The organism is Mycobacterium sp. 1465703.0, assembly GCF_001672975.1.
Taxonomy (GTDB): domain Bacteria; phylum Actinomycetota; class Actinomycetes; order Mycobacteriales; family Mycobacteriaceae; genus Mycobacterium.
In genome coordinates this window covers 1-24201 of record NZ_LZKU01000206.1, presented here as the reverse complement: position 1 = coordinate 24201, position 24201 = coordinate 1, and the positions used below count along the sequence as shown (strand labels likewise).

Here is a 24201-nt window from a genome sequence, read left to right as displayed (position 1 = left end):
CAGGGGGAACAATATTTTGAAGTCTGCGTCTGCGTTTTTTGCAGCGGAGCTCGACCGCCCCGTGACGAAATGATCGCCTTCATCGACACCTACCGCGATCAGTTCGGGGTCGAGCTCATCTGCCGCATCCTCCGGGCAGCAATCCCGGTTTCTTACCTCCCGGGGGTATCGGCAGCACGGACCCGCCCGGCCTGCGATCGTGAGATCCGTGACGAACAGCTGATCGCGGACATGCGCACCGTGCACCAGCACAACTTCTCGGTCACGGAGTCAAGAAGATGCACGCCGTGATGACCCGGCGCGGCTGGCAGGTCGGCCGCGAGCCGACGAGGCGGTTGATGCGCAAAGCCGGCCTGCGGGGCGTGCAGCGGGGCAAGCCGGTGTTCACCACGATCACCGACCCGGCCGACCAACGGCCGGCTGATCTGGTGAACCGCCAGTTCAAGGCTCCGGCGTCGAACCGTCTGTGGGTTGCCGATATCACCTTCGTGCGGACCTGGCAGGGGTTCTGCTACACCGCGTTCGTCACCGAGGTCTGTACCCGCAAGATCGTCGGCGGGGCAGTCTCGCTGACGATGCGTACCGAGGATCTTCCGCTGCAGGCATTCAATCATGCTGTTTGGCAGTCGGATTCAGATCTGTCTGAGTTGGTGCATCATTCCGACCGCGGATCGCAATACCTATCGCTGACCTATACCGATCGGCTGGCCGAGCTGGGGATCGCCCCTTCGGTCGGATCGCGCGGCGATAGCTATGACAACGCCCTCGCCGAGGCGGTCAACGCCGCCTACAAGACCGAGTTGATCGACCGCGGCAAACCGTGGCGCTGCGTCGACGAAGTCGAACTGGCGACCGCCGAATGAGTGGCCTGGTACAACCAGGAACGCCTGCACGAAGCCCTCGGCTATGTTCCACCAGCCGAGTACGAGGCCGCCCTCACCGGCACCTCACACCCCGTGAGCCAGCTAACCCCGGCGCTCACAACAAACTAGGAACAAAACCTGGGGTAATTCACATAGTCTTCGGGTCGGGCCTCGGTGTCTACCGCGCTGGCATACGTGCTGATCAATTCGTGTCCCTTGCGGCTGACAGTACCGTCTCGTCGACGAAGTACAGATTGTGGATCCGACTACTGACCTTCCATAGGTCGCCCTCGGTGGCGATGTAGGAGTTATCGGAGGCCGACATCGACACGGGATGTGAACAGGCTTGAGGTGGCGCTCCCTCATCCACGTATATGGAGACGATCGATCGGGTGCGGGCGGAGGTGGCAGTCCACTCCACCAGGGCGAAGTTCTGCACGATGTGCAGAAGGGTGTGCACGCCGGATTCCCTGCGGGCGACATAGAAATCGGCGATCGCTTCTTGGCCCTCGCTACATTGGCCCGGAATCCCGATGTCGTACACGGCGTCCGCGGTGTAATACTCATAAGCGCGCCGCCCGGAGTTGAAATCGACGTCGGCCCAATATGAACACTCGAGTGTCCACAAGTGGTTCCATAACGAGGCAGCCTCGGTCGACGCCACTCCCCTGACTCGGTCAGTCCAGTCCATGCTTTCTCCGTCCTTCCAGTACAGGGCGTGCGCTCTTTGTGGAGTTCTAGATGGTCCGTTCAATCGGAGTGCGTTGTTTCGCGAATTCAGCTACGTCGCATCGAATATCGCGGGAACCGCACCAGTCCCGAAGCCTTCACACTATCGGCCAACGTGCTGCGGGTCAGCCGTTTTGCGCCTATTGCTCGGCAGCAAGTCCGAACGGGGTCCATACAAGATTTTCGGGGGCACCGATCAGCTCCCGCGCCACGTCGGGATATATCGAATCGGAGACAATTACATGTTGGCAACCGGCAAGTGTGTCGCGAACCCAACGCTGAAGCGTTCCCGCCCGCAGAGACGTCCCGCCCGTCTTCGAAAAGACAAACGTGGCAGCATCATTGGCAACGTCATGCATATGAACCATCGACGCACGGAGAAGTGTCACCATGCGGCGCTCGACCGGACGTCCCGCCTTCATCGCGGCATCCACGGCGTCCCAGCTCTCGTAGACAAAAGCACGTGCACTGCGGACGGCGATTTCTTGTCTAGCCAATTGATCACGGAAGATGAGGTTCTCGACGAGAGCGTTACCGCGCGAAGAAGGGCGCTGAGCCAAGAGGGCCAATTCGTCGAGGAGGCGTCGCGCCGCGCCCAACGAGAACGAAGTGTGGAGCATACACAGGAAGACCCAGATTCCGCCGCTGAGCTGGCGATCGCTGAGTCGAGATGGCGCCCGCATGTCGAACACCAGGCGTTCAGGAACGAACGCATTGTCTACGGAGAAATCGACACTCCCGGTCGCTCTCAACCCTAGGGTGTCCCAATTGCCGTGGCAGACAATGTCACTGCCCCGTAGTACGAAGCTACGGATGATTGGCTTGCCGTCCGGCATATGAGGTGCGCCGTTCTCGTCAGTCACGATGGCGGAGACGACCACGTAGTCGGCGTGCAAGTCACCGCTGCCGTATGACCATGCGCCGGTGACCTTATATCCGCCATCGACGGGCACTGCTTGTGCACTCGGCGCACCCGACGCACCGAAGAGCGGTTGCCCGCCGGCCAGCAGCTCTCGGCCTACGTCGGGCTCAAGGAAGCCCAACATCAATCCAGCCGAGGACCAGTTCGCGCCGATCCAGCCCATCGAGGCATCGATCTGACATAGCCGCTCGAGCACTTCGAGCGCGTCTCTGGGAAACATCCCTAGCCCACCCAGCGATTCGGGTATGAGCAGAGACGGCACCTTCGACTCTCGTAGGAGTTCCAGCGTCCGCTCCGTCAACTTCCCTGACTGCTCGTTCGCCTCTATCTCTTCCGCCAGGGTTGGCGCCAAAGACTCCAGTCGGTCTATTACTTGCGACACCTTCTGTCGGCTGCGTGCTGCCTCCGCGTCGATAGCGCCGGGCGAGGCCGCCATCTGTGCTGAAGCGTCTTCTATGATGCTCACGCGGAGCCCTCCTCTGCAGCGGATGGCTGTATATGAAATAGCTCAATACCGTTACTGAAATATCAGCACGAGGGATGCACCTTGTCAACATCGCTCGCGCCTCCGACCCGGACACGCAGGCTCACCCCCAGACGGAGGCCGAGGCCTCGGGCACCTCTTCCGCCGGGGCGACGAGATGCGCTCCACGCCGACGGCTTCTGATAGGTTCACACTTGTCTTCTGATGTTTTAGATCCACATTCCACATGTGACAGGCACAGCGAGCGGAGTAGCTATGGTTGAGCGTCCAGGATCCCCCTTCGTCATGGACAAAGTGCCCACTGGCGAGTTCACCCTCGACTACGCAGCAGCGGGTCCGGTCGACGCCGAGGTGACGTTGGTTTCGCTTCCCGGTTCGGCAGGACTCGAGATGTCAACAGCCAAGGATGTGTTGGCCCGTGAGTATCGCGTCATCGAGATAAATCCGCCCGGTTGGGGCGGGAAGGACGATCTGACCAGAGAGATCGACACGGAGGAATTGGGAGGGCTCCTCGTCGATGCCGCCAATCAACTGGTTCAGGGCTCCTATTACCTTCTCGGCACCTCGATGGGGGGCATGAACGCCATCCAGGGCGCGGCTGCGCATCTGGACAGAGTCCGCGGTCTCATTCTCGAGGCCAGCATGGCGCCCACGGGCCCTGACGACCTGCGGGTGTCGCCGCCAGCCAACGTCGACGCGCCGGAGCCCGCGGCTATGCCGATGCCGCCCGTGGATCCCAGAAAGCCCTGGGCGGACGAGGATTTCCTGCGAGAGCAGATGACGAACCGGTTCAAGATGTTTCGCTGGGTTAAGCTCGAATTCCTCCCGGAGGCCGCACTAGCAGCAGTCCACCAGGCTGAAACCCCTGTCTTGGCGCTCCTCGGCGATGCAGATGAGATTCTCAAGCCAACCCAGCAGGAGACATTCTCAAAGTACCTGTCTCACGGCGTGTTTCAATTGGTCCCTGGTGGTGGTCACGACCTGCAGAACACCGCACCGGAAGAGTTCGTTAGGCTGGTCAAGGATTTCGTTGAAGCATGAGTCATTGACTCACCAATAGGCCTCGGCCGCCCGCCTTGCGCAAGTTGCGCCCTGACGGGTGTCGATGGTCGCCCGACTACCTTGCTCTAGCGGCCGCGTCTACCCGTAATCTCGGTTGTCACCACAGAAGGCCAGCGACTGAGGATGCGAAGGACGCGGCATTGCAGTGGTTGCGTCCAGGAGAGTGGTGTACGAGTCGGGCCTGCTCAGTGGTACCGCCGTGTCGTGGCCGAGTGATTGAAGGTCATCGCGTGATTCTTCGAGAGACCCGTCAAAGTCACTCGAGCAAAGGAATCGACGCGATGACCACTGCCCACAATATCGACCTGCCCACCGTGCTGGCCGAACGACTCACCACCACCCATCCCGATGTGCTGCGCGAGCTGCTCGCCACGTTCATCCACTCCCTGATGGGCGCCGAAGCCGACGCCCTCTGTGGCGCCGGATACGGCCAACGCAGCACCGAGCGCATTAATCAGCGCAATGGCTACCGTCACCGAGAATTCGATACCAGGGCAGGCACATTGGATCTGGCGATCCCTAAGCTGCGCTACGGCTCGTATTTGCCGGATTGGCTGCTGGAACGCCGTAAACGCGCCGAGCGGCCCCGACCACGGTGGTGGCCACCCTGCTACCTGTCGAGGGTGCCCACCCGGCGGATGGACAAACTGGAGACCCTAGGGATCACATCGCTGTCGAAGTCGCAGGTGTCGGTGATGGCCAAGGAACTCGACACCGCCGTGGAGGCGTTTCGCACTCGGCCGCTGGATGCCGGCCGGTACACCTTCGTCGCTGCCGATGCGCTGGTGCTCAAGGTTCGAGAGGGCGGGCGGGTGGTCAACGTGCACACCCTGATCGCCGTCGGGGTGAACGATGAGGGCTATCGCGAGATCCTCGGCATCGACGTCACCACTGCCGAGGACGGAGCGGGCCGGCTGACGTTCCTGCGGTCGCTGGCCGCCCGCGACCTGTCGGGGGTGAAGTTGGTGACCTCCGACGCCCACGCCGGGCTGGTGGCCGGGATCGGTGCCACTCTTCCCGGCGCATCATGGCAGCGCTGCAGAACGCACTACACGACCAACCTGATGGCCGTGACCCCGAAAGCGTCGTGGCGGTGGGTCAATACCCTGCTGCACTCGGTGTTGGACCAACCTGACGCTGAATCCATTGCAGCCCAATGATCGGATCATCGACGTGCTCGCCGACAAGCTCCCCAAGACCGTCGAGCACCTCGAATCGGCCCGAACGGATCTGCTGGCATTCACTGGCTTTCCCAAACAGATCTGGCGCCAGATCTGGTCCAACAATCCCCAGGAGCGCCTCAACAAGGAGATCCGCCGACGCACCGACGTCGTCGGCATCTTCCCGACCGAAACGCATTGATCCGCCTCGTCGGCGCGATTTTGGCCGAACAACACGACGAATGGGCCGAGTCCCGGCGCTACCTCGGTCTCGACGTGCTGAGCAAATCACGCGCCATCAACGACACCCCGAGCGAACAGGAGGACACCCTTGCGGCACTGACCGCCTGAACCAACACCTCGAAGAATCACACGACGACGTCGTACACCACGTCCCTGGACTTTGACCCCGGTTCGAGTTCGACCGGTTCGGTGAAACAGCCTGCGCCGCAGTTAGATGGATATCTAAATCCTATCGTTCATGAGGGAATGGGAACCATAAACTTTCGGGCGGCATGAAGTATCAGATCTCTCGATGTGATATTTTTCGAGGGTCGGTCGGTGTCTGCGCAGGTGCGGCCTGGTATTGCCGCCGGCCGACGGCTCCACACGCCTTCCATCAACAGATGAGGACTTCTCGTGCGCTTTTCCATCATCAGCGGGCCTCGGCACCGCCTCGATCTCGGGCACACGGCCAAACAGGCATGGCACGACTACGTCAGTGATGCTGTCCTGGCCGAAGAACTCGGCTACGACGCGATCTACTTCGGTGAACACCACTTCTGTTTCGCCTCGGGGCACGCTTCGCCGCTGACGATGCTCGCCGCGGTGGCGGCGCGCACCTCGCGGATCAGGATCGGAACCTCCGTCATCTGCGCGCCGTTCCACAACCCCCTGCGCCTGGCCGAAGATATCGCCGCGGTGGACATCGCCTCGGACGGGCGTTTCGAGCTCGGAATCGGTGTCGGATCGCAGTGGGAGGAGTTCAACACCTTCGGCGTCGATCCTAAGGAGCGCTTCGGCCGCACCTGGGAAGTCATCGACATCATCGAGAAATGTCTGCATGGCGGTGAGGAGTACTTCGATCACAAGGGCAAGTACTTCGACTTCCCCGAGATTCGATGGATTCTGCCGCCGGTGCAGAAGCGCATTCCCATCCTGTGGGGCGGATTCGGCCCGCAAGGTGTGGCCAGGGCCGCGCAGCGCGACTACCACTTGATCGCTCCTGACGTCACCGGCACCTACCAGCGGGTGATGATCGAGAACGGACGCCGTCCCGAGGACAATCTGATCGGCTTCGTCAATCCCGTCAGTATCGCCGACACTTGGGATGCGGCCTTCGAGGCCATCGCCGAACCGTGCCTGTGGATGAGTAACGTCTACGCCTCACGCAAAGACCTCGACGGGATTCAGCCTCCCGATTCGGTGCTCGTGTCCATGGAGACGCTGCGCAGGGGAGCTGAGAGAGGTGAGATGGTCTCGTTCGCGACTCCCACCGTCGGAACTGTCGACCAAATCATCGACTTCTTCCTGCCTATCGTGCGCGGTGAGCATCCACAAGGGCTGACCACTCATATTGGCATCGAAGTGCGCCCGCCGGGCACCCGAACCGAGGATGTCCACCGCACCATGAAGCTGTTCGCCGAACAGGTGCGACCTGTGCTGGAAGAAGAAGCGGCGAAAATCGGCCGCTGACAGAGCACCACAACGACCCGGCGTGGGCGGTGGACGGGGTGATCCGAGTCGGCGTTACGGCACACCGACAGCAGTGACGACACAGCCGCGGTCCTGGGCGCGGTGACCATGGCGAATCGGTGACGGGCGGCGTTCAGCGGCCGCACGTCGAAACGCTTCGTTACTCGGGTAGCAGGATGGGTCTCCCGAGGGCGGAAACGAAATGTGTTGTAACGCCGACAGATTTGGGACCCTCGACGGCTTCGGCGACTGCGTCCGGCGGTGGCTGGGGTGTACGCGGAAACGAATTCCACGATTGCCGCATGCGAGGGGCCGCGACCGTTTGCCGGTCAGGCTGCGGCGGCGTGAGTTCGGTGGTGGGCCCCACTGCTGCTAGCGCCCGCTGCGGATGCGGGCACGTTCTCGGCGTTGGACGGCGAGCACATCAAGGCGCCGGGCATTGGCGTTAGGCCGGCGCGGGCGGTCCTGCAGGCCGCGAGCGAGCACCGGGCGGGCGGCGTCGTTGACGTCGCCCATGACCGAGGGTGCGCAGCGGGCCGAACTGCGCCTCGATCGGCTCGCCTACGAGGAGTTGCTCGGGCTGAACGACAGTTGGACCTTGTTTCCGTTGCCCGGAACGAATTCCGGGTATCTTGTTCGTCCCGGGTACGTGCGCGGGACGATGGTCCCGCGCTCGTGCGAGATGTGCTGCAACCGCTCACGGCTGATCCGCACGACCAGAACCGGGTTCTCGGCCGAGCCTCATTGAGACTGTGCCAGGATCACGGACGGTCGACCCCGCCGCCCACTGAAATTCCAAAACATCCTGGTAACCTTTTACACATGACGGCCGACCCCGCAGATTTCGTATCGCTGGGGGAAGCGGCATATCAACGACTACGCGAAGACATCGTTACGTGCCGGCTCCCACCAGGGCACCGGCTCACGGAGCGTCGTCTGGCCGCAGAAACGGGATTCGGAGTCTCGCCAATCCGCGAGGCGCTGACCCGGCTCGATCATGACCAACTTGTCATTACGCTTCCGCGCAAGGGCTATCAAGTGGCGCCGTTGACAATCCGCTCGGTCGACGATCTGTTCGACTTCTGGGGGTTCGTCGGACCCGAAGTAGCGCGCCGCGGCATTGAGGCCGCCACTCCAGCACAGATGAAGGAGGTCCTCAAAGCCCTCAATGCGCTGAAGAGACTCGAGAAAAAGTCCACCCTTGATCGCCACGATTGCCTGGTGGCCCTCGACCACGCGGGCAGAATCTTCCAGACGTTCGCAGAAGCGACTCAGAACTCCTACTTCGCCGGCATCGTCGATAAGCTTCAGTCGGAGATGGCTCGAGTGTGGTTCCTGATCCTGGATGCCAATTCGTCGGGCTTCGGGATGATGCCGCCGGCGGATGAGGTGGCCAAAGTCGTGGAACGCCGAGATAGTGACGCAGTGGTGGCCATAATCCGCGCATTCATTCAGGATTCGCACGACAAGGTGTTGCGCATTCTTGCACGGTGGCCGTCGGTGATGGCCACGGAAGTCGTTCCGCTCTAGATGTGGGCCTAGGCAGCTGGCGGCATGAGTCTTCGTGCGCTACCGGTTACGCACTACAGCTCTTCTCGTACTGCCCTAAGCGTTCCGTACACATGACGGCTTGTGTTGAAGCTTCCCAAAAACAGCGCCCTTTGCGGTTAGAGCTCACCGGACGATGCCGGGTAAATCTTCGGGAACCGTTGACGGCTCGCGCCATTTCGTCACCATTTGGTGAGTCACTGATATTTCAAATAACCTACTGTAACGCAGCAATCATCCCCTTCTCATCGTTCAGATCGGTTGGGTCAATATGAGCATCTCGGGGAAGACCATGTTCATCTCCGGTGCGAGCCGCGGTATCGGGCTCGCGATCGCCAAGCGCGCGGCCGCCGACGGCGCCAATATCGCGCTGGTCGCCAAGACCGCCGAGCCGCATCCCAAGGCTGCCGGGCACGGTCTACACCGCGGCCAAGAAGCTCGAGGAGGGCCGGCGGGCACGCACTGCCGATCGTCGGCGACATCCGCGACGAACAATCGGTCGCGTCCGCGGTGACCCAGACGGTCGAGCAGTTCGGCGGTATCGACATCTGCGTGAACAATGCATCGGCCATCAACCTGGGCTCGATCAAAGAGGTGCCGCTCAAGCGCTTCGATCTGATGAACGGCATCCAGGTGCGCGGCACCTACACGGTGTCGCAGGCCTGCACACCGCACATGATCGGCCGCGAAAACCCGCACGTTCTGACGCTGTCGCCACCGATCCGGTTGAAGTCCAAGTGGCTCAAGCCGACCGCGTACATGATGGCCAAATTCGGAATGACGTTGTGCGCGTCGGCGATAGCCGAGGAGCTGCGGGAGGACGGTGTCGCGTCCAACACGCTGTGGCCGCGCCCTGGTCGCGACCGCCGCGGTGCAGAACCTCCTCGGCGGCGACGAGGCGATGGCGCGTGCGCGCAAACCCGACTGAACTCCTCCCACTGTGACCCGACCCCGATCCCGAGGTCGAAGCGCCCGTGGGAGGCAATGTCCACGGCAGCAATGTATTCGGGAGACGCAGCGGATTGTGAAATGGAGCACAGATCACTGAGGTGCCGACCCGAATGGTGGATGTTCGACTGGCCACGGCAGCGAGCATGGTCAGCGGCGTGGAATTAACTGATGCAAAACAGAAGTGGTGCTCACCAAAATCGACTGCGTCATAGCCCCAATTCCTCAGCCAAGGCCGCATCGTTCACGTAGTTCCACCAGGCTTCTGCGGCGGACTCACCTAGATCAGCTCGCTGGCGAGGACCGGCGATGATGGAAAACCTCATGCTTAACTCTCCTTCTGCTGAGGTGGCACGTGGTTCGTCGTGCGCGTCGGAATCCTCTATGCTCCACCAGCCTTGAGCAGACGGCGAAGGATCTTCCCGCTCGCGGCTTTCGGTATGGCGCCGATGAATTCGACTTCTCGTACCCTCTTATAGGGCGCGACGCGGTCGGAAACCCAGCGCATCAATGAGTCAGCATCGGTGGGTCGCGTGGCGACCACGAAGGCCTTCGGCGCTTCGCCGCCTTCCCGGTGCGGTACACCTATGACGGCAACATCACTCACGTCAGGGTGTGTCAGCAGCACCGACTCGAGTTCGGCCGGCGGCACCTGGTAACCCTTGTATTTGATCAGCTCCTTGAGCCGATCCACCACCCAGTAGAGGCCGCTGTCGTCCGTTCGCGCTATGTCACCTGTGCGTAGCCATCCATCTGCGACGACGGTGTCAGCTGTAGCCCGCGAGTTATCGAGATAGCCGGCCATCACCTGAGGGCCGCGGACCCACAGCTCGCCAGGCTCGAATGGAGGAACGTCCTGTCCTGTTTCTGGGTCCACCAAGCGAGCTTCGGTGCTTGCGACCAATCTGCCGACTGAGCCTGCGGGTACGGCGTCGACTTCGGCGTCGGGGACCGCGTGTGTTCCCGGGCTGGCTTCTGTCATTCCGTATCCCTGTCGAATTGAGCAACCTAGCCGTATCTCAGCCGCGGCGGCGAGCTCGGCGTCGAGGGGCGCTCCCCCGCACATCCCGTACCGCACCGACGACAGGTCGTAATCCTGCACTTCGTCCGCGCTCGCCAGCGCCAGTACCATCGGTGGTGCCAGGTATGCCCGCGTCACGCGGTGTTGTTCCACCATTTGCAGATAGCCCGGCAGGCTATATGGGGACAGCGTGACAATCGTTGCGCCCGCGCGCAGCGCGAAGTTCAGGACAACGTTGAACCCGTAGATGTGAAAGAACGGCGGTACTGCGGCGACTACGTCACTTTCATCCAGCAGCCACCCCAAAGCGTGCTGTTCGATGTTGGCCACGAGGTTGCGATGAGTGAGCATCACTCCCTTGGCCGTCCCGGTCGTCCCGCTCGAGAACGGCAGCGCAGCGAGTGCCGTTCGAGGGTCCAGATCAGGGCCCGAGACCGCACCACCGGCAGTCATCAGCTCGTTGAAAGATCGAGCCTGAGGAAGATTCTGGTCACCGAGCACAAAAACGTGGCCGACACGGCAAGCATCTGCGGCTTCGGCGGCCTTCTCCACTGCCTCCACCGAGCAGATAACAACTTGCGCGTTCGCCGCTGCGATCTGCTTGGCCATCTCGCCGGCCGTCAGCGCTGGATTCATTGGGGTGACTGCTGCGCCTGCTGCCATGACTGCGTAAGTGGCAAGCGCGAATCGCGGCTGGTTTTGCGATATCAGCGCGATGACGTCACCGGCTCGCACGCCGAGTTTTGCCAAACCCGCCGCTGCGGCCAGTGCGACATCCAGAAGTTCACCGTAACTTAGCTTTTCACCACTGATTGCATCAATCAGCGCGACTTTGTCACGTCGGTCTCGCGCTGGTCGCAAGACGTGCTCGACGAGCGTGACGTCTGGAATCTCGACGTCTGGCAGGGTGCTCCGGTAAATCATCTCCGGTCCTTATGTCAGAGGCCGAGGGCTTGAATTGCGTTGCTCTTAAGTATCTTCGGACGGACATGTTCCATGATGTCCAGTTGCGTGAAGTCTTCAAGCCACCGGTCGGGTGTGATGAGTGGGTAGTCGCTACCGAATAGCACCTTGTCCTGCAGCAGCGTATTCGCATATCGAACCAATTGCGGGGGAAAATATTTCGGAGACCACCCAGACAAGTCTATGTATACCTTCGGCTTGTGGGTGGCGACGGCAAGCGCCTCGTCCTGCCATGGGAACGAAGGGTGCGCCATGATGATCGTCAGATCGGGAAAATCCACAGCGACATCATCGAGCAGCATTGGATTCGACAGGGAAAGCCGGACCCCTCCGCCACCCGGCATGCTTGCTCCGATTCCCGTCTGGCCGGTGTGAAAGAGCGCCGGGACACCGAGCCCCTCTGCTACCTCGAGAAGAGGATACGCGCTTCGGTCATTCGGGGCGAAGTTCTGAATCGACGGATGAAACTTGATGCCCCGCATGCCATATTCATCAACGAGTTTGCGAAATGTGCGTGCTCCGGCGCGACCCCTTGCGGGGTCGATGCTGGCGAACGGAATGAGCACATCCCGATTCACCGCGGCGGCCTCGGCAATTTCTTCATTGGACAGCGCCGCGTGCCCTAAGGCCGATTCGGCGTCAACGGTGAAGACCACAACCGCCATTCGGCGCTGGCGATAATACTCAGCAGTCTCCGTTAAGGTGGGAACGCGGTGATCGGCGGCGAAGTATTTCGCGGATGCTTCGACGAATTCGTCTGGAAGCGATAGGTGGCCATGGTCGTCGACTTCGACGTGGGCATGAACGTCGATCGCCTCGATTGCATCGAGATCTAGAGCCGTTTTGATATTCGTGATCACGCTGATCCGACAGCGACGGGCGGATGTAGAAGCTTTTCGCCGACACCGTGTTGTTGGCCGCATGCGAATGTGCCGGGGAGGTGTACGACGGCGACCTTCCCAGTCAAGTCCACTTGTCTCTCCTAACTCACCGCCACCCGGCATGCCGTGAACTACCTTAGTGAAATATCAGCGTGCATATAGTGAGGTACCATACCCACCGTACGTGGCGCGATGTCAAGATTCTGCCCTCCTGAGGCGAATGTCGTCGGCGCCAGAGTCAGCGCTGCCGTTCAGCAGACAGCTGAGTGGCATCTCCCCCATTTCTGCATCGCGGCAATCCCACTTGCAGTGGCTCTTCTCTCCAACCAAGCCGCGGCGAGGGGTCAGCATGAGAACCACACGGGTCCCCCCGCGGCGGGGATTCCAGCGCCCGCCGCTGGGTGTTATGGTTTGGGTGAAACATTTGAGAGGCCTTTTTGATGTATTACCAGCGGATCGGTTCTGTTCCGCCGAAGCGACACACTCAGCACCTGGGGTCCGACGGCAAGCTTCTGTTTGAGGAGTTGATCGGCGAGGAAGGTTTCTCGTCTGACTCGTCGCTGCTGTATCACCAACACATTCCGGCTGCGATTGTGGATGTGTCGGCTTGGGAGTTGCCGAATCAGTCCACTACTTTTAATCATCCGCTCAAGCCACGCCACCTGAGACTGCACCGCTTGTTCTCAGCTGAAGTTGCGTCCGACGCGGTGACTGGCCGACGCACAATCCTGGCCAATGACGATGTTCGCATCGCATACGTGGCGGCAACGGAAGCTTCTGCGCTGTACCGGAACGCGATCGGCGACGAACTCGTATTCATCGAGTCTGGTGGCGCTATCGTGGAGACCATCTTCGGGGCAGTGAACGCCGCCGAAGGCGATTACGTGATGGTTCCGCGTTCGACGACCCATCGCTGGATACCGCGTGCAGGCGCACCGCTGCGAGCTTATGTCATCGAGGCCAACAGCCACATCGGCCCCGCTACCCGTTACCTGTCTCGCTTCGGCCAACTGTTGGAACACTCGCCATACTGCGAACGCGACCTACATGGTCCGCAAGAGGTAACCCTGGTCGACGACGTCGATGTTGAGGTCTTGGTCAAGCATCGTGGGGCGGGCGGGGTCGTCGTCGGGACGCGATTTGTGTACGCGCACCATCCGTTCGATGTCGTGGGTTGGGACGGGTGCCTGTACCCCTACACATTCAATATCTCTGATTACGAGCCGATTACGGGTCGAGTGCACCAACCCCCGCCAGCCCATCAGGTCTTCGAGGGTCGCAACTTCGTGGTCTGCAACTTCGTCGCACGCAAGGTGGACTACCACCCCCTCTCCATTCCTGTGCCCTACTACCACTCCAATGTCGATTCTGATGAGGTCATGTTCTACGTAGCCGGAGACTATGAAGCCCGCGGCGGTTCTGGAATAGAGGCTGGTTCGGTTTCGCTCCATCCGTCCGGGCACTGTCATGGCCCACAGCCTGGAGCCGTCGAGCGCAGTATCGGGCTCGAGTACTTCAACGAACTCGCTGTCATGGTTGACACCTTCCGCCCGCTGGAACTCGGCGAAGGCGCACTTGACTGTGAGGACCAAGGCTATGCCTGGACATGGGCCGAGCAAGCGGCGCGTTCATGAGGCCCCAGATTCACCTGTTCCGCAGCCTGTTCGACGATGCCGCTCTCTTCCCACCCGGCAACGCCGCGATGAACGCAGCACTCATCTCTCGCAACCGGCATCGACAAGTGGGGCGTTCGAAGTTCATCGGACCGTTCGTCGTCCCTGGGAACCGGCTCGCCGAACTGGCTGATTCGAGGTCGAGCCGCGATGACGATCGTCTACTCGACTTGGCGGTAACCGTCACCGGTGGCATCGCAGCCGTGAGCTCAGCCCTTCGGGTCGTCGAGCACATTCCGCAAGTGCGGGCAGTGGCGATCGAAGTCGCTACTGAGCCTGGCTCAACGACGGCCGACATTGGAGTGGGGCTCGCCACGGTAGTTCCGGAAGGTATACGCGTCTTCGTGGAGATTCCGCTCGACGGTCGGCAGCTATCATCGATCGACGGCTTGGTGGGATCGGGCATTCTCGCTAAGTTCCGCACTGGAGGTACGGAACGCAGTGCGTATCCAGATGAGAAGGAACTGGCCGCCTGCATCCATCGCGCGGTCTCACTAGAAGTGCCGTTCAAAGCAACAGCGGGACTTCATCGAGCGATACGAAACACCAACCCAGCGAACGGGTTTGAACAGCACGGCTTCCTCAACCTTCTTGCAGGCGTCGGCGTCGCATTGACGGGCGCGACCGTGGCAGACATCGCCGCCGTACTCGCGCGACGTGATGGCGAGCATGTCGCCGCTGAACTGGCACGGCTTGATCTCGAATGTGTTTCGCGGATTCGCTCCAGATTTTTTTCATTCGGTACCTACAGCATCGACGAGCCACTGGAAGACATCGCGCGACTCGGCCTTGTGCCAGCAACCGACCTCCTTGATGCTACGGCGGAGACCCTGGCATGACCACGATCGACATTCCGCAAGACACACTGTTCGGCCTGAACAACTTGCCCTACGGCGTATTCTCTGCGTCCGGCCGCGAGCCCCGGGCCGGCGTGCGCGTGGGCGAGCATGTCATCGACCTGTTTGCTGCCACGGGGAGCGTCAATTTCACCCAACCCGGCTTGAACTCGTTTATGGCCGAGGGGCGCGGACGTTGGAAGTCGGTGCGCCAACAGATCATCAATATGATCGAGCAGGGAAGCATCCCTGACGGATCTGTGCACGCAGTGACGGACGTCGTCCTGCATCTTCCCTTCGCCGTCGCCGACTTCGTCGACTTCTACGCCTCTGAGCACCACGCTGCGAACCTCAGCCGATTGTTTCGACCCGGCTCGCCGCCACTGATGCCGAACTGGAAGCACTTGCCCGTCGGCTACCACGGTCGCGCGGGAACGGTGGTGGTGTCCGGCACCGACATCGTCCGGCCGTGTGGGCAACGCAAGCTGTCAGACGACTCATTGCCGTCGTACGGGCCAAGCCAGCGACTCGATATCGAGGCAGAGATCGGCTTCGTCATCGGCACCGGTTCGCCCCTTGGTCAGCCGATCTCACCTGACAGCTTTGCCGATCACGTGTTTGGCGTGGTGATTGTGAACGATTGGTCGGCACGGGACCTGCAGGCTTGGGAATACGTCCCCCTGGGCCCGTTCCTCGGCAAGAGCTTCGCCACGTCCATTTCGCCCTGGGTCGTTCCCCTCGACGCTCTTTGCGACGCACGGATCGAACCTCCGGAGCAGAAGCCTCAACCGCTCTCGTACCTACGCGAAAAGCGTTCGTGGGCAATGGACATCGAATTGTGTGTGCGCCTGAACGGTCATGAGGTCTCACGGCCACCGTACTCAGCAATGTACTGGTCGCCGGCGCAGATGCTTGCACATATGACCGCCAACGGCGCGTCCACGCATACCGGCGACCTTTTCGCGTCAGGCACGGTGTCGGGCCCGGCCAGCGACCAACGCGGCGCATTCATCGAATTGTCATGGGGCGGTGCTGAACCCATCCCCATCGGCGCCGATACACGATGCTTCCTCGAAGACGGCGATGAGGTACAGATTTCCGCCACTGCGCCGGGCAGCGGCAGAAGACGACTGGGATTCGGTGAGGTCCGAGGAAGGATACTGCCTGCAAAGCAGTCAAATCGGTCGGAAGGAGGGGCAAATGACTAGGGGCAACAGCCGGATGGATGAAGAACAACTCACGGGTCTCGACTCGGCGCAGATCACGCAGCTGCTCGGTTTGGTCGAGTACGACGGGGCCAACGATCCGTTTCCCATCATCGGTTGGGATGCGATAGTGTGGGTCGTCGGCAACGCCACTCAGACGGCACATTACTTCGAATCTGCCTTCGGCATGGAGCCTGTCGCCTATTCCGGGCCAACCACCGGCAATCGCGATCACCACGCGTATGTGCTCAGAAGCGGAGCGGTGCGGTTCGTGGTCAAGGGCGCCGCCGACCCAAAAAGTGCTCTCGCGGAGCATCATCGGAAGCACGGAGACGGCGTTATCGACGTCTCACTCACAGTTCCCGATGTTGACAGGTGCATTGACCACGCACGAGCCAAGGGTGCCACTGTGATCACCGAACCGCACGATCTCAGCGACGAACACGGCACCGTCCGCGTTGGGTCGATCGCGGCATACGGTGATACACGCCATACGGTGGTTGACCGTTCGAATTATCGCGGCGACTATCTTCCCGGCTATGTTGAGCGAACCACCACGTTCCGCAAACGCGACGGAGCGCCGAGGCGCATATTCCAGGCGCTCGACCACGTGGTCGCCAACGTCGAACTCGGCAAGATGAATGAATGGGTTGATTTCTACAACCGCGTCATGGGCTTCACCAACATGGCGGAGTTCGTAGGCGAGGACATTGCCACCGAATACTCAGCACTGATGAGCAAGGTGGTCAGCAGCGGGAATCACCGAGTCAAGTTTCCCCTCAATGAACCGGCGCCCGGCCAGAAGCGTTCGCAAGTAGACGAGTACCTCGATTACTACAGCGGTCCAGGAGTCCAGCACCTTGCGTTGGCCACGAACGACATCCTGACCGCCGTGGACACCCTGATTGACGAAGGCATCGAGTTCTTGCAGACGCCTGACTCCTACTACCTGGATCCCGAGTTACGTGCTCGTATCGGTGAGGTGCGTGTGCCGGTCGAGGCACTGCAGAAGCGGGGCATTCTGGTGGACCGCGACGAGGACGGTTATTTGCTGCAGATCTTCACAAAACCGCTTGTCGATCGACCGACGGTGTTCTTCGAACTGATCGAGAGGCATGGCTCGCTGGGCTTCGGCATTGGCAATTTCAAGGCGCTTTTCGAAGCCATCGAGAGGGAGCAGGAAGCGCGCGGCAACTTCTGAGCGCCGGGTCTGTCGATGTAGCGTGAAGACGCGGTGGCACCGCAGCACCGCAGGAGATCCCTAATGAAGATCGTTGACGTCCGCGTCCTCATGCACCAAAGACCGATGCGGGCACGGCTGGCTCCGCCTACTTTTCCCCTCGGGGTTCTATCGATCGTGACCGATGAAGGTGTCGAAGGGCACACGTTTTTCGGCCTACCAGAGCATGACATTGGACCGGTACTTGCCACGTCGGTCAAGCAGATGCTTGTTGGTGCAAACCCCTTGGACATTGGGCGCATCTGGCGACTCCTCAGTGAACGTCGACTGCCAGTTACCGCGCAGGGCGCAGTAGACGTCGCTTTATGGGACATAGCGGGGAAAGCCGCTGGCCTGCCAGTGCACCGTCTGCTAGGCACGGCACGCGATCGCGTGCCCGTCTACAGTTCGTCTTGGGTCCACTTCGAACCAGAGCACTACGTCGAAGAGGCTCTCTCGTACCAGTCTCAGGGGTTCCGTGGTCACAAAATTCATCCGCTGACGCAACTGCGCGCATTCGTTGGCACGGATACACCCGTATCGGCCGACATCGATCTATGCCACCGGTTACGTGCCGCCGTTGGCCTGCACTTCCCATTGTTCTTGGACGCGGGATGGGAGTATGACTACGGTGAAGCCGTTCGTGTCGGCCGCGAGATCGACAACTTGGGTTTCGAGTGGTTCGAGGATCCGCTGGAGGCAGATGACCTCTACGGTTACATCCGTCTCAAACAACAACTTTCGATCCCCATCATGGCCACTGAGATCACTCCTGGTGGATTGACCGGTTTGGCTCCGTGGGTTGAGCAGCGCGCGACTGACTTCCTACGCGGCGACGTCGTCCTGAAGGGCGGCATCACCGGAATGATGAAGATTGCTCATCTGGCTGAGGCCTTTCATCTCAATTGCGAGGTGCACGACGCTTACAATGCGCTGAACAATCTCGCGAGCCTGCACGTCATCATGGCCATTGAGAACTGCGACTGGTTCGAGGTCCTCGTGGTACACGAACACGAAAAGTTCGACCTCGACCACTTGAACTACGGTCTTGTCGAACCTATACCGATCGATACCGACGGCTATGCCCGCGCACCGGAGCGACCAGGTCTCGGCATCGACATTGATTGGGATCGCCTGAAGAGAAGTGCGGTAGAGGTTTCCGGCTGACCGCGAAGGTGAATCATGGCCGGGACGAGCGGTGAGCGGTTGTTGAGCCATTCGACCCTCTCCAGACAGAAAGGCATCAGTCACGCATTGGCTGCTTGTTCGGCGCTGACGACGTCTCCTAGAAGGGCGAACGTCGCCAACGTGCCGGCGTGTGCTTCATAGGTGGCTGCCGCACAGGCATCGGAAACCAATACGGTTCGGTAGCCGAAGTTGACCGCGTCACGCGCGGTTCCCTCGACAGTGATATTGGTTGCGACGCCAGTGAATACGACCGTATCAGCACCGGCCCGCCGCAGCGCCCCATCGCAGGTTCGCCCCGAGTCTGGCCGCGTGCTCAGCCAGCGCGCGGGTCAGGCGTGGTTGGTGCACGGGCAGCATGTAGAACTGGTTCGATGACGTTTCCGCGGGGTGACCGAGAATGAGCCCCCCAAACATCCCTAGCGGCAACGTGTACGGGCGGCCCGCCGAACCCGACAGCTGTTCGTAGAGTCCGCGGTTGTCGAGGAAGCGCACCGCAGGACCGCCGATGCCGTTGGCGCGGTGCTCTGTATTGGGGCCAGGTAACGAGTCGAGAACGATCGGTGTGATCCCGGCCAGCACCGGCCCATGGTCGAACGCTCCATCGAATCGCTTACCCGCAACCACCACTGGCTGTACCACCGCAACTCCGCACTCCACCTGCGTCGACTCATCGCAATGGGCCTGACCCACGCCGCCACCACCTGGGCGCTCGCCTGACCCGTCGGAACAGGCCTCTCCAGCCACAGGCACCGGGTGCCACACTCATAACGTGCCCGCGCCATGCCGTTCGACCGGCCGAGGGGTGACCATAGTGCTGACCCCAGGGTCTGGCTCTAGCCACGCACCGTAGAGCGGTTTGAGGCACCCCTCCCCCAAACCCATTAATTCAGCAGACTCCTAGAGGCGAATACAAGTGCCGGACAGGGCCCATCGCCTAGCCGATCTCGCCGCGTCCACCAGTGCGATCAGGCCGACGTGGACTTTGACACCGAGGACCAGCCCGACACCCAGCCTCAAGAGGGCCTGCGGCATGCCAGCACGGTCACCGAGACCGTGGTGTTCACACCGGAGTACTTTTGCCTCGACCACCGCGCGGTCGGCCTGAGCACCACGACCTGGTTCGCCCGCAACGCCGGAATGGTGACCAGCGATGGTGGACCCGCCGTCGACCTCAACGATGACGAACGCGAGGCGGCCCGTCAGAAGGCCGAAGAAGAGCGCGCCGAAGCCGAGAGCCGCGAGCGGCGAAAAGTCGTGGTGCTCAACAAACTCGGCGGAGCCGCGATGCTGGTGCGGCGCGAGTTCGTCACGAAGCTACTCACGCGGAAAACTCCCCCGAAAGGCGCGGCGATGTTCGTTGCCCGCGTTCTTTCTCGCGATAGCTACCTGCTGACCAACCACAACGCGTTGGACACAGCCGCAGCGCTGCTCGGGCTGGAAAACGCCGAGGCCGTCTCCAAGGTGATATCCGAACTGCCAGCAAGCGGTGACGCACGCGCGCAGGTGCTGACCCTGGCGCTGGTCCTAGGAGCGTTGGAAAGTCGCACACCCAAGGACGCCTGGCGCAACAGCGTCCCCAGCTGGAACCACCACGTCGGCTCGGCAGAATACCTGAATTGGTTGCTGGACAACGATTATCCTCTGGCATCCGTCGAAGAGATCATCACCGCAGCCAAGACCGCTGACGAGGTATACGAGCAGTATCTGGCCGACGCAGTCAAGGAGTAGCACCAGCGACAGGGGCCGGGGTCGCCAGCCCCGGCCCCTCCCCTGGGCTGGATGCATGTTGGCCTGTGCGCAAGACGGGTATCGCGAGCTGGCACGGCGCGCGCCGGCGAAACGGAAACGCCTTCGGCGTTGCTGGGCGGATTTTATTCTCCACCTCATCGCTTTTTCAGCATAGCCGAGGGCAGCCTTTGCGCAAGGCCACGGATAAAGGCCTGACGGTCCGAAAACTTTTCGCTGAAAACTACCGCTTCGCGGTGCGAAAACGTTTCGTCCGGACCATTGCGCGCCGTCCGCCCTCGGCCGCATTGATGCTTGCGATGAGGCGCCAGAGAAAAAGGTTGCACCGGGTCTATCGCAGGCCTTCAAGGCAAGCGCCCCAAGCGAACTCGGGCTATCGCTGTGGTAAGCGACGCGGTATACCCGCGATAAAACAATTCGATAAAAACAAAATTAGTGTTGTCGCCTACTGCTAAATAGCGGTAAAATCAATACAACGCACAAGCGCACGAAAGGATGTGTGAATCATGAATACTCTTGCCGTCTACACAAAGCCTGGATGCGTGCAATGCAGCGCCGTTTTCCGCGCGCTCGACAAGCTCGGAGTTGAATACCGGCGAGTCGATATTTCCGTGGACTCGGATGCCCGCGAATACGTCATGGCGCTGGGCTACCTGCAGGCCCCGGTCGTCTACGCCGGACCCGACGATCACCACGGCGGCTTCAGGCCAGACCGGTTACGCGAACTCGCCGAACTCGCCGCCTGAGCCCACCGATCGATACCTCGAGGAGCCCACCATGCACCAGCTCACCATCGACCACGACACCCAGCCAGGCTGCGTCAGCGACCACGCCGACTTCACCGACGCCCACCAAGCCCTACTGAAGTACGTCGTGAGGGCCGACTACTACCTGCGGCCCGTGCAAACGACCGACTCTCACACCAGCTACGAGTTGCTGCGGCTGGCCGACCTCGACGACCCCCGGCCCTCCCGTGAACCCCAGGTGGCCGGCGTCGCCACCATCGAGGTCATCTCCGAGAGCGAACTGCACGTTGCTGCACCCTATTTCGTTGCCTGTGATGCCCAGAGCTGGATCAACGACCACGCCGCCAAGTGGTTACACGGATCGAGTACTGACCCCGGCTTTCACTACCCCATGGCAGTGCTGACCATGGCCCGCGGCGAGGCCCGCTTTTATCTGCGCGCCGGCGTCTTGCTGAGTGAAGCCGCTGCGTTGGCCGGAGTGGACAACACCGTCAGACCCGACCAAACCCTCGTGGAAGCGTTGCGCCACAACGCCGTACGCAATACCGTCGCTCTGAACAACCCGGCCGTCATCGCCGACGCCGTGCAAGCACTACTTCCGGTGGAAACCACCACACACCAGACCGCCGCGCTCGTCTGGTACTACGCACTGCTGCTGTGGGGAGTGAGCGCACCATGACCGCGGCCCGCAAGCTGTGCACCCCGTTGACAGTCATCACTGATACCGCCGAAGACACGACGGATCTCGACGTTGAATGGCGATCACAGACCGTCATCGACGAGTACAGCCCCGAGCATCAATTCGTCGGCTCGCTGATGTGGCTGACCGCCGAGCAGGCCCGGCCGCTGCTGGAGTTGGTGCCCGACAACGCGATATGGAGGCCCCAGACCCGCTGGGTCTACGAACTGATCCGCGCCCTGGTCGACGCCGGCACTGACCCCACACCGGTAACCGTGCTGGCTGCCGGACGCTGCCAATCCGCCCGCCACGCGCTCGAGCCCAGCGAGTCACCGAGCGCCCACCAACACAAGCAGCTCGCCCTGTACCTGTTCGACGCCTACTCCCAAGCCATCGCGCCGACGGCATCGATCAGGAGCTACGCCCGTGAAGTGCTCGAGGAGGCCTACCGGCGCGCCTTCGACACATTCGGCATCAAGATGCAGCAGCTGGCGGCCTGCGGCGCTGACCGTGACGACCTGACCGAGCAGTTCGGGATGATCCGCGACGAGCTCGCCGAGCTATGGCGCCGCGCAGAAGCCGCCAAACCCTGACGGAGCCAGCAATGAGACCCCCACAGCCCAGCCCCGATCTTCTCATCGCCGACCGTGTCAGCGCCGCGGTCGCTGATTACCCCCAACCATTGGGACGTGCGGCACGCACCGCGCACGCCTGGCTGGATACCTTGCACAGTCGCGCTCAAATCCGTGCAGAACGTCACCGCCGCGGCACCAGACAATAAGACAAGCACCAGTGACCAGAAAAGCTGCCCCGCGAAAGGATCAGCCATGACCGAGCCCGCACACCGCCGCCGCGTCCCGTCGCGGCCGCGCTCGCCGCGCGGCACGCTAAACCTCTGGCTGGCAACTCTTCTGGGTACCCTCGCCCTAGCCGCGGCCGCGATAGGCGGCTCAGCGTCTGCTCATGCGCGTGGCGCCACCATCTCTCCCGGCGATGAAATCGACACCGTGGAAGCGCACGACGGCACACGGTGCACCCTCGGCTACACCTTCGCCGACCCGGGCACCAACATCAACTACGGCATCACAGCCGGGCACTGCAACAAGGGCCCCAGCGGCCACGTTGTTGACCGAACCACCGGCGCCGCCGGACACTTCGTCCTCACGGTCGCCACCCCCGGCGACAGTCTCCAGGACGACTACGGGCTCATCGATTTCGGATCCCACCACTCGGTGCGCACCATGTACGGGATGCCGGTCACCGGCATCTCCGCTCCGGACCCGCACAAAGCGGTCTGCCATGACGGGATCCGCACCGGCATCGCGTGCGGATCACTGGGCGACCGACTCTTCGGCAGCCAATACCTCACCACCGGAATGGCTGAAAGCATCCCCGGGGACTCCGGCGGCCCGGTCTGGCAGCTCAACCACGACAACGCCGGTACCGCCAACGTCATCGGTATCTGGCTCGGTGAGCACCACGAAACCAGCACCAGCCACGCCGGGCGGTTCATCAGCCTCACCGACGTTCTGGTCAACGTCGCCGGCAAAACCCACGTCCTGTAACAGCCGGGGTCAGACCCAGCCGGCCCGGCGGCCACCAAATCCGTAGCCCCTCACCTTCTTTAGCCGTCAGCAGGGGCCAAGTGTGACCGACAGGGACCCCGTCGCTGTCAACCCACGCCCGGCGGGCTCGCCCGTTCTTCGCTCCCGCCGCCCTCCCGGGCGGCTCCCGCTACGCCCGTGCGCCACCGGCGGCATTTGCGGCCCTACCCAGCTCGCTGCCGCTCGCGGCCGCAAATCCGCCTCCTGCTTTCCGCCGGGCTCTTCGGGGTTGACACCGCCACCCCGCCGGTCCCCCACACCCCAACGCCGACCGGCGCCAACCACCAACCCGAAACGGAGACAACACCATGACCATCTCGGCGGCCGCCACCCACCTCATCCCGGCAGCTCTGATCACCCACAGCGTGGTGCTCATCAAAGGCCAGCATCATGACCATGACATCAGCGTCCACCACGCACGCACACCCGATGCGCGCATGAGCATCACCCTGGAGGGCATGCAGATGGTGATCTACAACTGCCAAGCCGCCCAAGGACTCCTCGAGGCCTTCAGTGCCGCCCGCTCTCACATGCTTCACGTGCCCGCCCAAATCCCCACTGTCGGACTGGATCCCGACAACGAACCCGCCGGGCGCGTCATGCTCTCAATCGAATGGACCCGCCGGCCTGTCTACGTCGTCGCCGCACAGTCCGCCCTCAATCGACTCAAGACCGCGGAAATCCACTGGGTCGAGCTCTACACCGGGCCGCTGACCTGGCGAATTCGTGACCGCGCCGGGCTGCTCTCCTTCATCGAGATCCTCACCCGCGTCCACCAGACTGCCATCACCGTCTTCCTCGACGGAGAGCAGTACAAAGCCGATCCCACCGATCCCGGCTACCGCGCAGCCTAAGCCAACATCCGCACCCAGGGGCCGGCCAGCACCTGCACCCTCAGGGTTGGCCGGGCCCCCCTTTTTCTTCCAGCCCGATGGGATACCGGCGCGCCGGGCGCGCCCGGACTGGCCACCTGTCGGCGGCCACCCCAAATCCGTAGCCCCTCACCTTCTTTAGCCGTCAGCGGGGTGC

Annotated in this window: 23 protein-coding genes, 3 pseudogenes and 1 other annotated feature; of the genes and pseudogenes, 19 read left to right on the top strand and 7 right to left on the bottom strand. The window is 61.7% G+C overall.

Going from position 1 to position 24201, the window contains the following annotated elements; all coding sequences use genetic code 11:
* Positions 1–30: 30 nt before the first annotated feature.
* Positions 31–147 (top strand) — a sequence feature (AL1L pseudoknot).
* Together A5625_RS19165 and A5625_RS19160 are read left to right on the top strand one after the other, a co-directional pair.
* Positions 70–291: a hypothetical protein gene (locus tag A5625_RS19165; protein WP_066997406.1), complete on the top strand. Its 222-nt coding sequence runs from the start codon at positions 70–72 to the stop codon at positions 289–291. It overlaps the preceding feature by 78 nt.
* Entirely contained in the window at positions 279–863 is a 585-nt protein-coding gene (locus A5625_RS19160; RefSeq protein WP_082984473.1) for an IS3 family transposase, read from the top strand. The genes A5625_RS19165 and A5625_RS19160 overlap by 13 nt, the downstream gene beginning before the upstream one ends.
* Positions 864–1065: 202 nt before the next feature.
* Here A5625_RS19160 and A5625_RS19155 read toward each other — a convergent pair whose 3' ends face one another.
* Together A5625_RS19155 and A5625_RS19150 are read right to left on the bottom strand one after the other, a co-directional pair.
* Positions 1066–1554, bottom strand: a complete 489-nt coding sequence (locus A5625_RS19155; RefSeq protein WP_156748380.1) for a hypothetical protein — start codon at positions 1552–1554, stop codon at positions 1066–1068.
* Positions 1555–1732: 178 nt separating this feature from the next.
* On the bottom strand, positions 1733–2980 hold the full coding sequence (locus tag A5625_RS19150; RefSeq protein ID WP_066997400.1) for an acyl-CoA dehydrogenase family protein: 1248 nt from the start codon (positions 2978–2980) through the stop codon (positions 1733–1735).
* A gap of 303 nt (positions 2981–3283) precedes the next feature.
* On the opposite strand from A5625_RS19150, the gene A5625_RS19145 reads away from it, so the two are divergent.
* The 6 genes and pseudogenes from A5625_RS19145 to A5625_RS19120 form a co-directional block, all read left to right on the top strand.
* Positions 3284–4039 (top strand): alpha/beta fold hydrolase, encoded by a 756-nt coding sequence (locus A5625_RS19145; protein ID WP_066997397.1) that lies wholly within the window; start codon positions 3284–3286, stop codon positions 4037–4039.
* 302 nt (positions 4040–4341) lie between these two features.
* A pseudogene (locus tag A5625_RS19140) lies at positions 4342–5571 on the top strand (IS256 family transposase).
* Positions 5572–5859: 288 nt separating this feature from the next.
* Entirely contained in the window at positions 5860–6915 is a 1056-nt protein-coding gene (locus A5625_RS19135; RefSeq protein ID WP_066997392.1) for an LLM class flavin-dependent oxidoreductase, read from the top strand.
* Positions 6916–7417: 502 nt separating this feature from the next.
* Complete coding sequence (locus tag A5625_RS19130) at positions 7418–7663, top strand: hypothetical protein (protein WP_156748378.1); 246 nt, start codon at positions 7418–7420, stop codon at positions 7661–7663.
* 74 nt (positions 7664–7737) lie between these two features.
* Positions 7738–8445, top strand: a complete 708-nt coding sequence (locus A5625_RS19125) for a GntR family transcriptional regulator (protein ID WP_066997386.1) — start codon at positions 7738–7740, stop codon at positions 8443–8445.
* 289 nt (positions 8446–8734) lie between these two features.
* Positions 8735–9388: pseudogene (locus A5625_RS19120) on the top strand (SDR family oxidoreductase); the annotation flags it as partial.
* Between the two features lie 144 nt (positions 9389–9532).
* Here the strand turns inward: A5625_RS19120 and A5625_RS30785 are convergent.
* The 3 genes and pseudogenes from A5625_RS30785 to A5625_RS19110 form a co-directional block, all read right to left on the bottom strand.
* A pseudogene (locus A5625_RS30785) lies at positions 9533–9652 on the bottom strand (hypothetical protein); the annotation flags it as partial.
* A gap of 141 nt (positions 9653–9793) precedes the next feature.
* On the bottom strand, positions 9794–11356 hold the full coding sequence (locus tag A5625_RS19115) for an AMP-binding protein (protein WP_066997383.1): 1563 nt from the start codon (positions 11354–11356) through the stop codon (positions 9794–9796).
* Positions 11357–11370: 14 nt separating this feature from the next.
* Positions 11371–12252 (bottom strand): amidohydrolase family protein, encoded by an 882-nt coding sequence (locus A5625_RS19110; RefSeq protein WP_232003759.1) that lies wholly within the window; start codon positions 12250–12252, stop codon positions 11371–11373.
* 464 nt (positions 12253–12716) lie between these two features.
* Here A5625_RS19110 and A5625_RS19105 point away from each other — a divergent pair, with 464 nt between their 5' ends.
* The 5 genes from A5625_RS19105 to A5625_RS19085 all read left to right on the top strand — a co-directional run bounded on the left by A5625_RS19105 (position 12717) and on the right by A5625_RS19085 (position 18376).
* The gene (locus A5625_RS19105) at positions 12717–13910 is read left to right on the top strand and encodes a homogentisate 1,2-dioxygenase (RefSeq protein WP_369830023.1); all 1194 of its coding nucleotides are present in this window, start codon (positions 12717–12719) and stop codon (positions 13908–13910) included.
* Positions 13907–14788: a hypothetical protein gene (locus tag A5625_RS19100; protein WP_066997414.1), complete on the top strand. Its 882-nt coding sequence runs from the start codon at positions 13907–13909 to the stop codon at positions 14786–14788. The genes A5625_RS19105 and A5625_RS19100 overlap by 4 nt, the downstream gene beginning before the upstream one ends.
* Complete coding sequence (gene fahA, locus A5625_RS19095) at positions 14785–15993, top strand: fumarylacetoacetase (RefSeq protein WP_066997377.1); 1209 nt, start codon at positions 14785–14787, stop codon at positions 15991–15993. Before A5625_RS19100 ends, fahA begins: the two co-directional genes overlap by 4 nt.
* Positions 15986–17191, top strand: a complete 1206-nt coding sequence (gene hppD / locus A5625_RS19090) for a 4-hydroxyphenylpyruvate dioxygenase (RefSeq protein WP_066997375.1) — start codon at positions 15986–15988, stop codon at positions 17189–17191. Before fahA ends, hppD begins: the two co-directional genes overlap by 8 nt.
* A 63-nt stretch (positions 17192–17254) precedes the next feature.
* Positions 17255–18376: an enolase C-terminal domain-like protein gene (locus A5625_RS19085; protein ID WP_066997412.1), complete on the top strand. Its 1122-nt coding sequence runs from the start codon at positions 17255–17257 to the stop codon at positions 18374–18376.
* A gap of 80 nt (positions 18377–18456) precedes the next feature.
* Here the strand turns inward: A5625_RS19085 and A5625_RS30780 are convergent, their stop codons facing one another.
* Both A5625_RS30780 and A5625_RS19080 read right to left on the bottom strand, forming a co-directional pair.
* Positions 18457–18672, bottom strand: coding sequence for a cysteine hydrolase family protein (locus A5625_RS30780; RefSeq protein ID WP_369830024.1), 216 nt, complete (start codon positions 18670–18672; stop codon positions 18457–18459).
* Entirely contained in the window at positions 18653–19087 is a 435-nt protein-coding gene (locus tag A5625_RS19080) for an NAD(P)/FAD-dependent oxidoreductase (protein WP_197516155.1), read from the bottom strand. The genes A5625_RS30780 and A5625_RS19080 overlap by 20 nt, the downstream gene beginning before the upstream one ends.
* A gap of 285 nt (positions 19088–19372) precedes the next feature.
* Between A5625_RS19080 and A5625_RS19075 the strand changes: the two genes are divergently transcribed.
* From A5625_RS19075 to A5625_RS19050, 6 genes are all read left to right on the top strand, one after another.
* Positions 19373–20125, top strand: a complete 753-nt coding sequence (locus A5625_RS19075; protein WP_066997369.1) for a hypothetical protein — start codon at positions 19373–19375, stop codon at positions 20123–20125.
* A gap of 524 nt (positions 20126–20649) precedes the next feature.
* Positions 20650–20889 carry a glutaredoxin-like protein NrdH gene (nrdH, locus tag A5625_RS19070; protein WP_066997366.1) on the top strand — a complete coding sequence of 80 codons (240 nt, stop codon included), beginning with the start codon at positions 20650–20652 and terminating at the stop codon, positions 20887–20889.
* A 31-nt stretch (positions 20890–20920) separates the two neighbouring features.
* The gene (locus tag A5625_RS19065) at positions 20921–21568 is read left to right on the top strand and encodes a hypothetical protein (RefSeq protein ID WP_066997364.1); all 648 of its coding nucleotides are present in this window, start codon (positions 20921–20923) and stop codon (positions 21566–21568) included.
* On the top strand, positions 21565–22161 hold the full coding sequence (locus tag A5625_RS19060) for a hypothetical protein (RefSeq protein ID WP_066997361.1): 597 nt from the start codon (positions 21565–21567) through the stop codon (positions 22159–22161). The genes A5625_RS19065 and A5625_RS19060 overlap by 4 nt, the downstream gene beginning before the upstream one ends.
* Before the next feature lie 234 nt (positions 22162–22395).
* On the top strand, positions 22396–23133 hold the full coding sequence (locus A5625_RS19055; protein WP_232003758.1) for a S1 family peptidase: 738 nt from the start codon (positions 22396–22398) through the stop codon (positions 23131–23133).
* Between the two features lie 347 nt (positions 23134–23480).
* Positions 23481–24026, top strand: coding sequence for a hypothetical protein (locus A5625_RS19050; protein ID WP_066997358.1), 546 nt, complete (start codon positions 23481–23483; stop codon positions 24024–24026).
* Positions 24027–24201 lie beyond the last annotated feature (175 nt).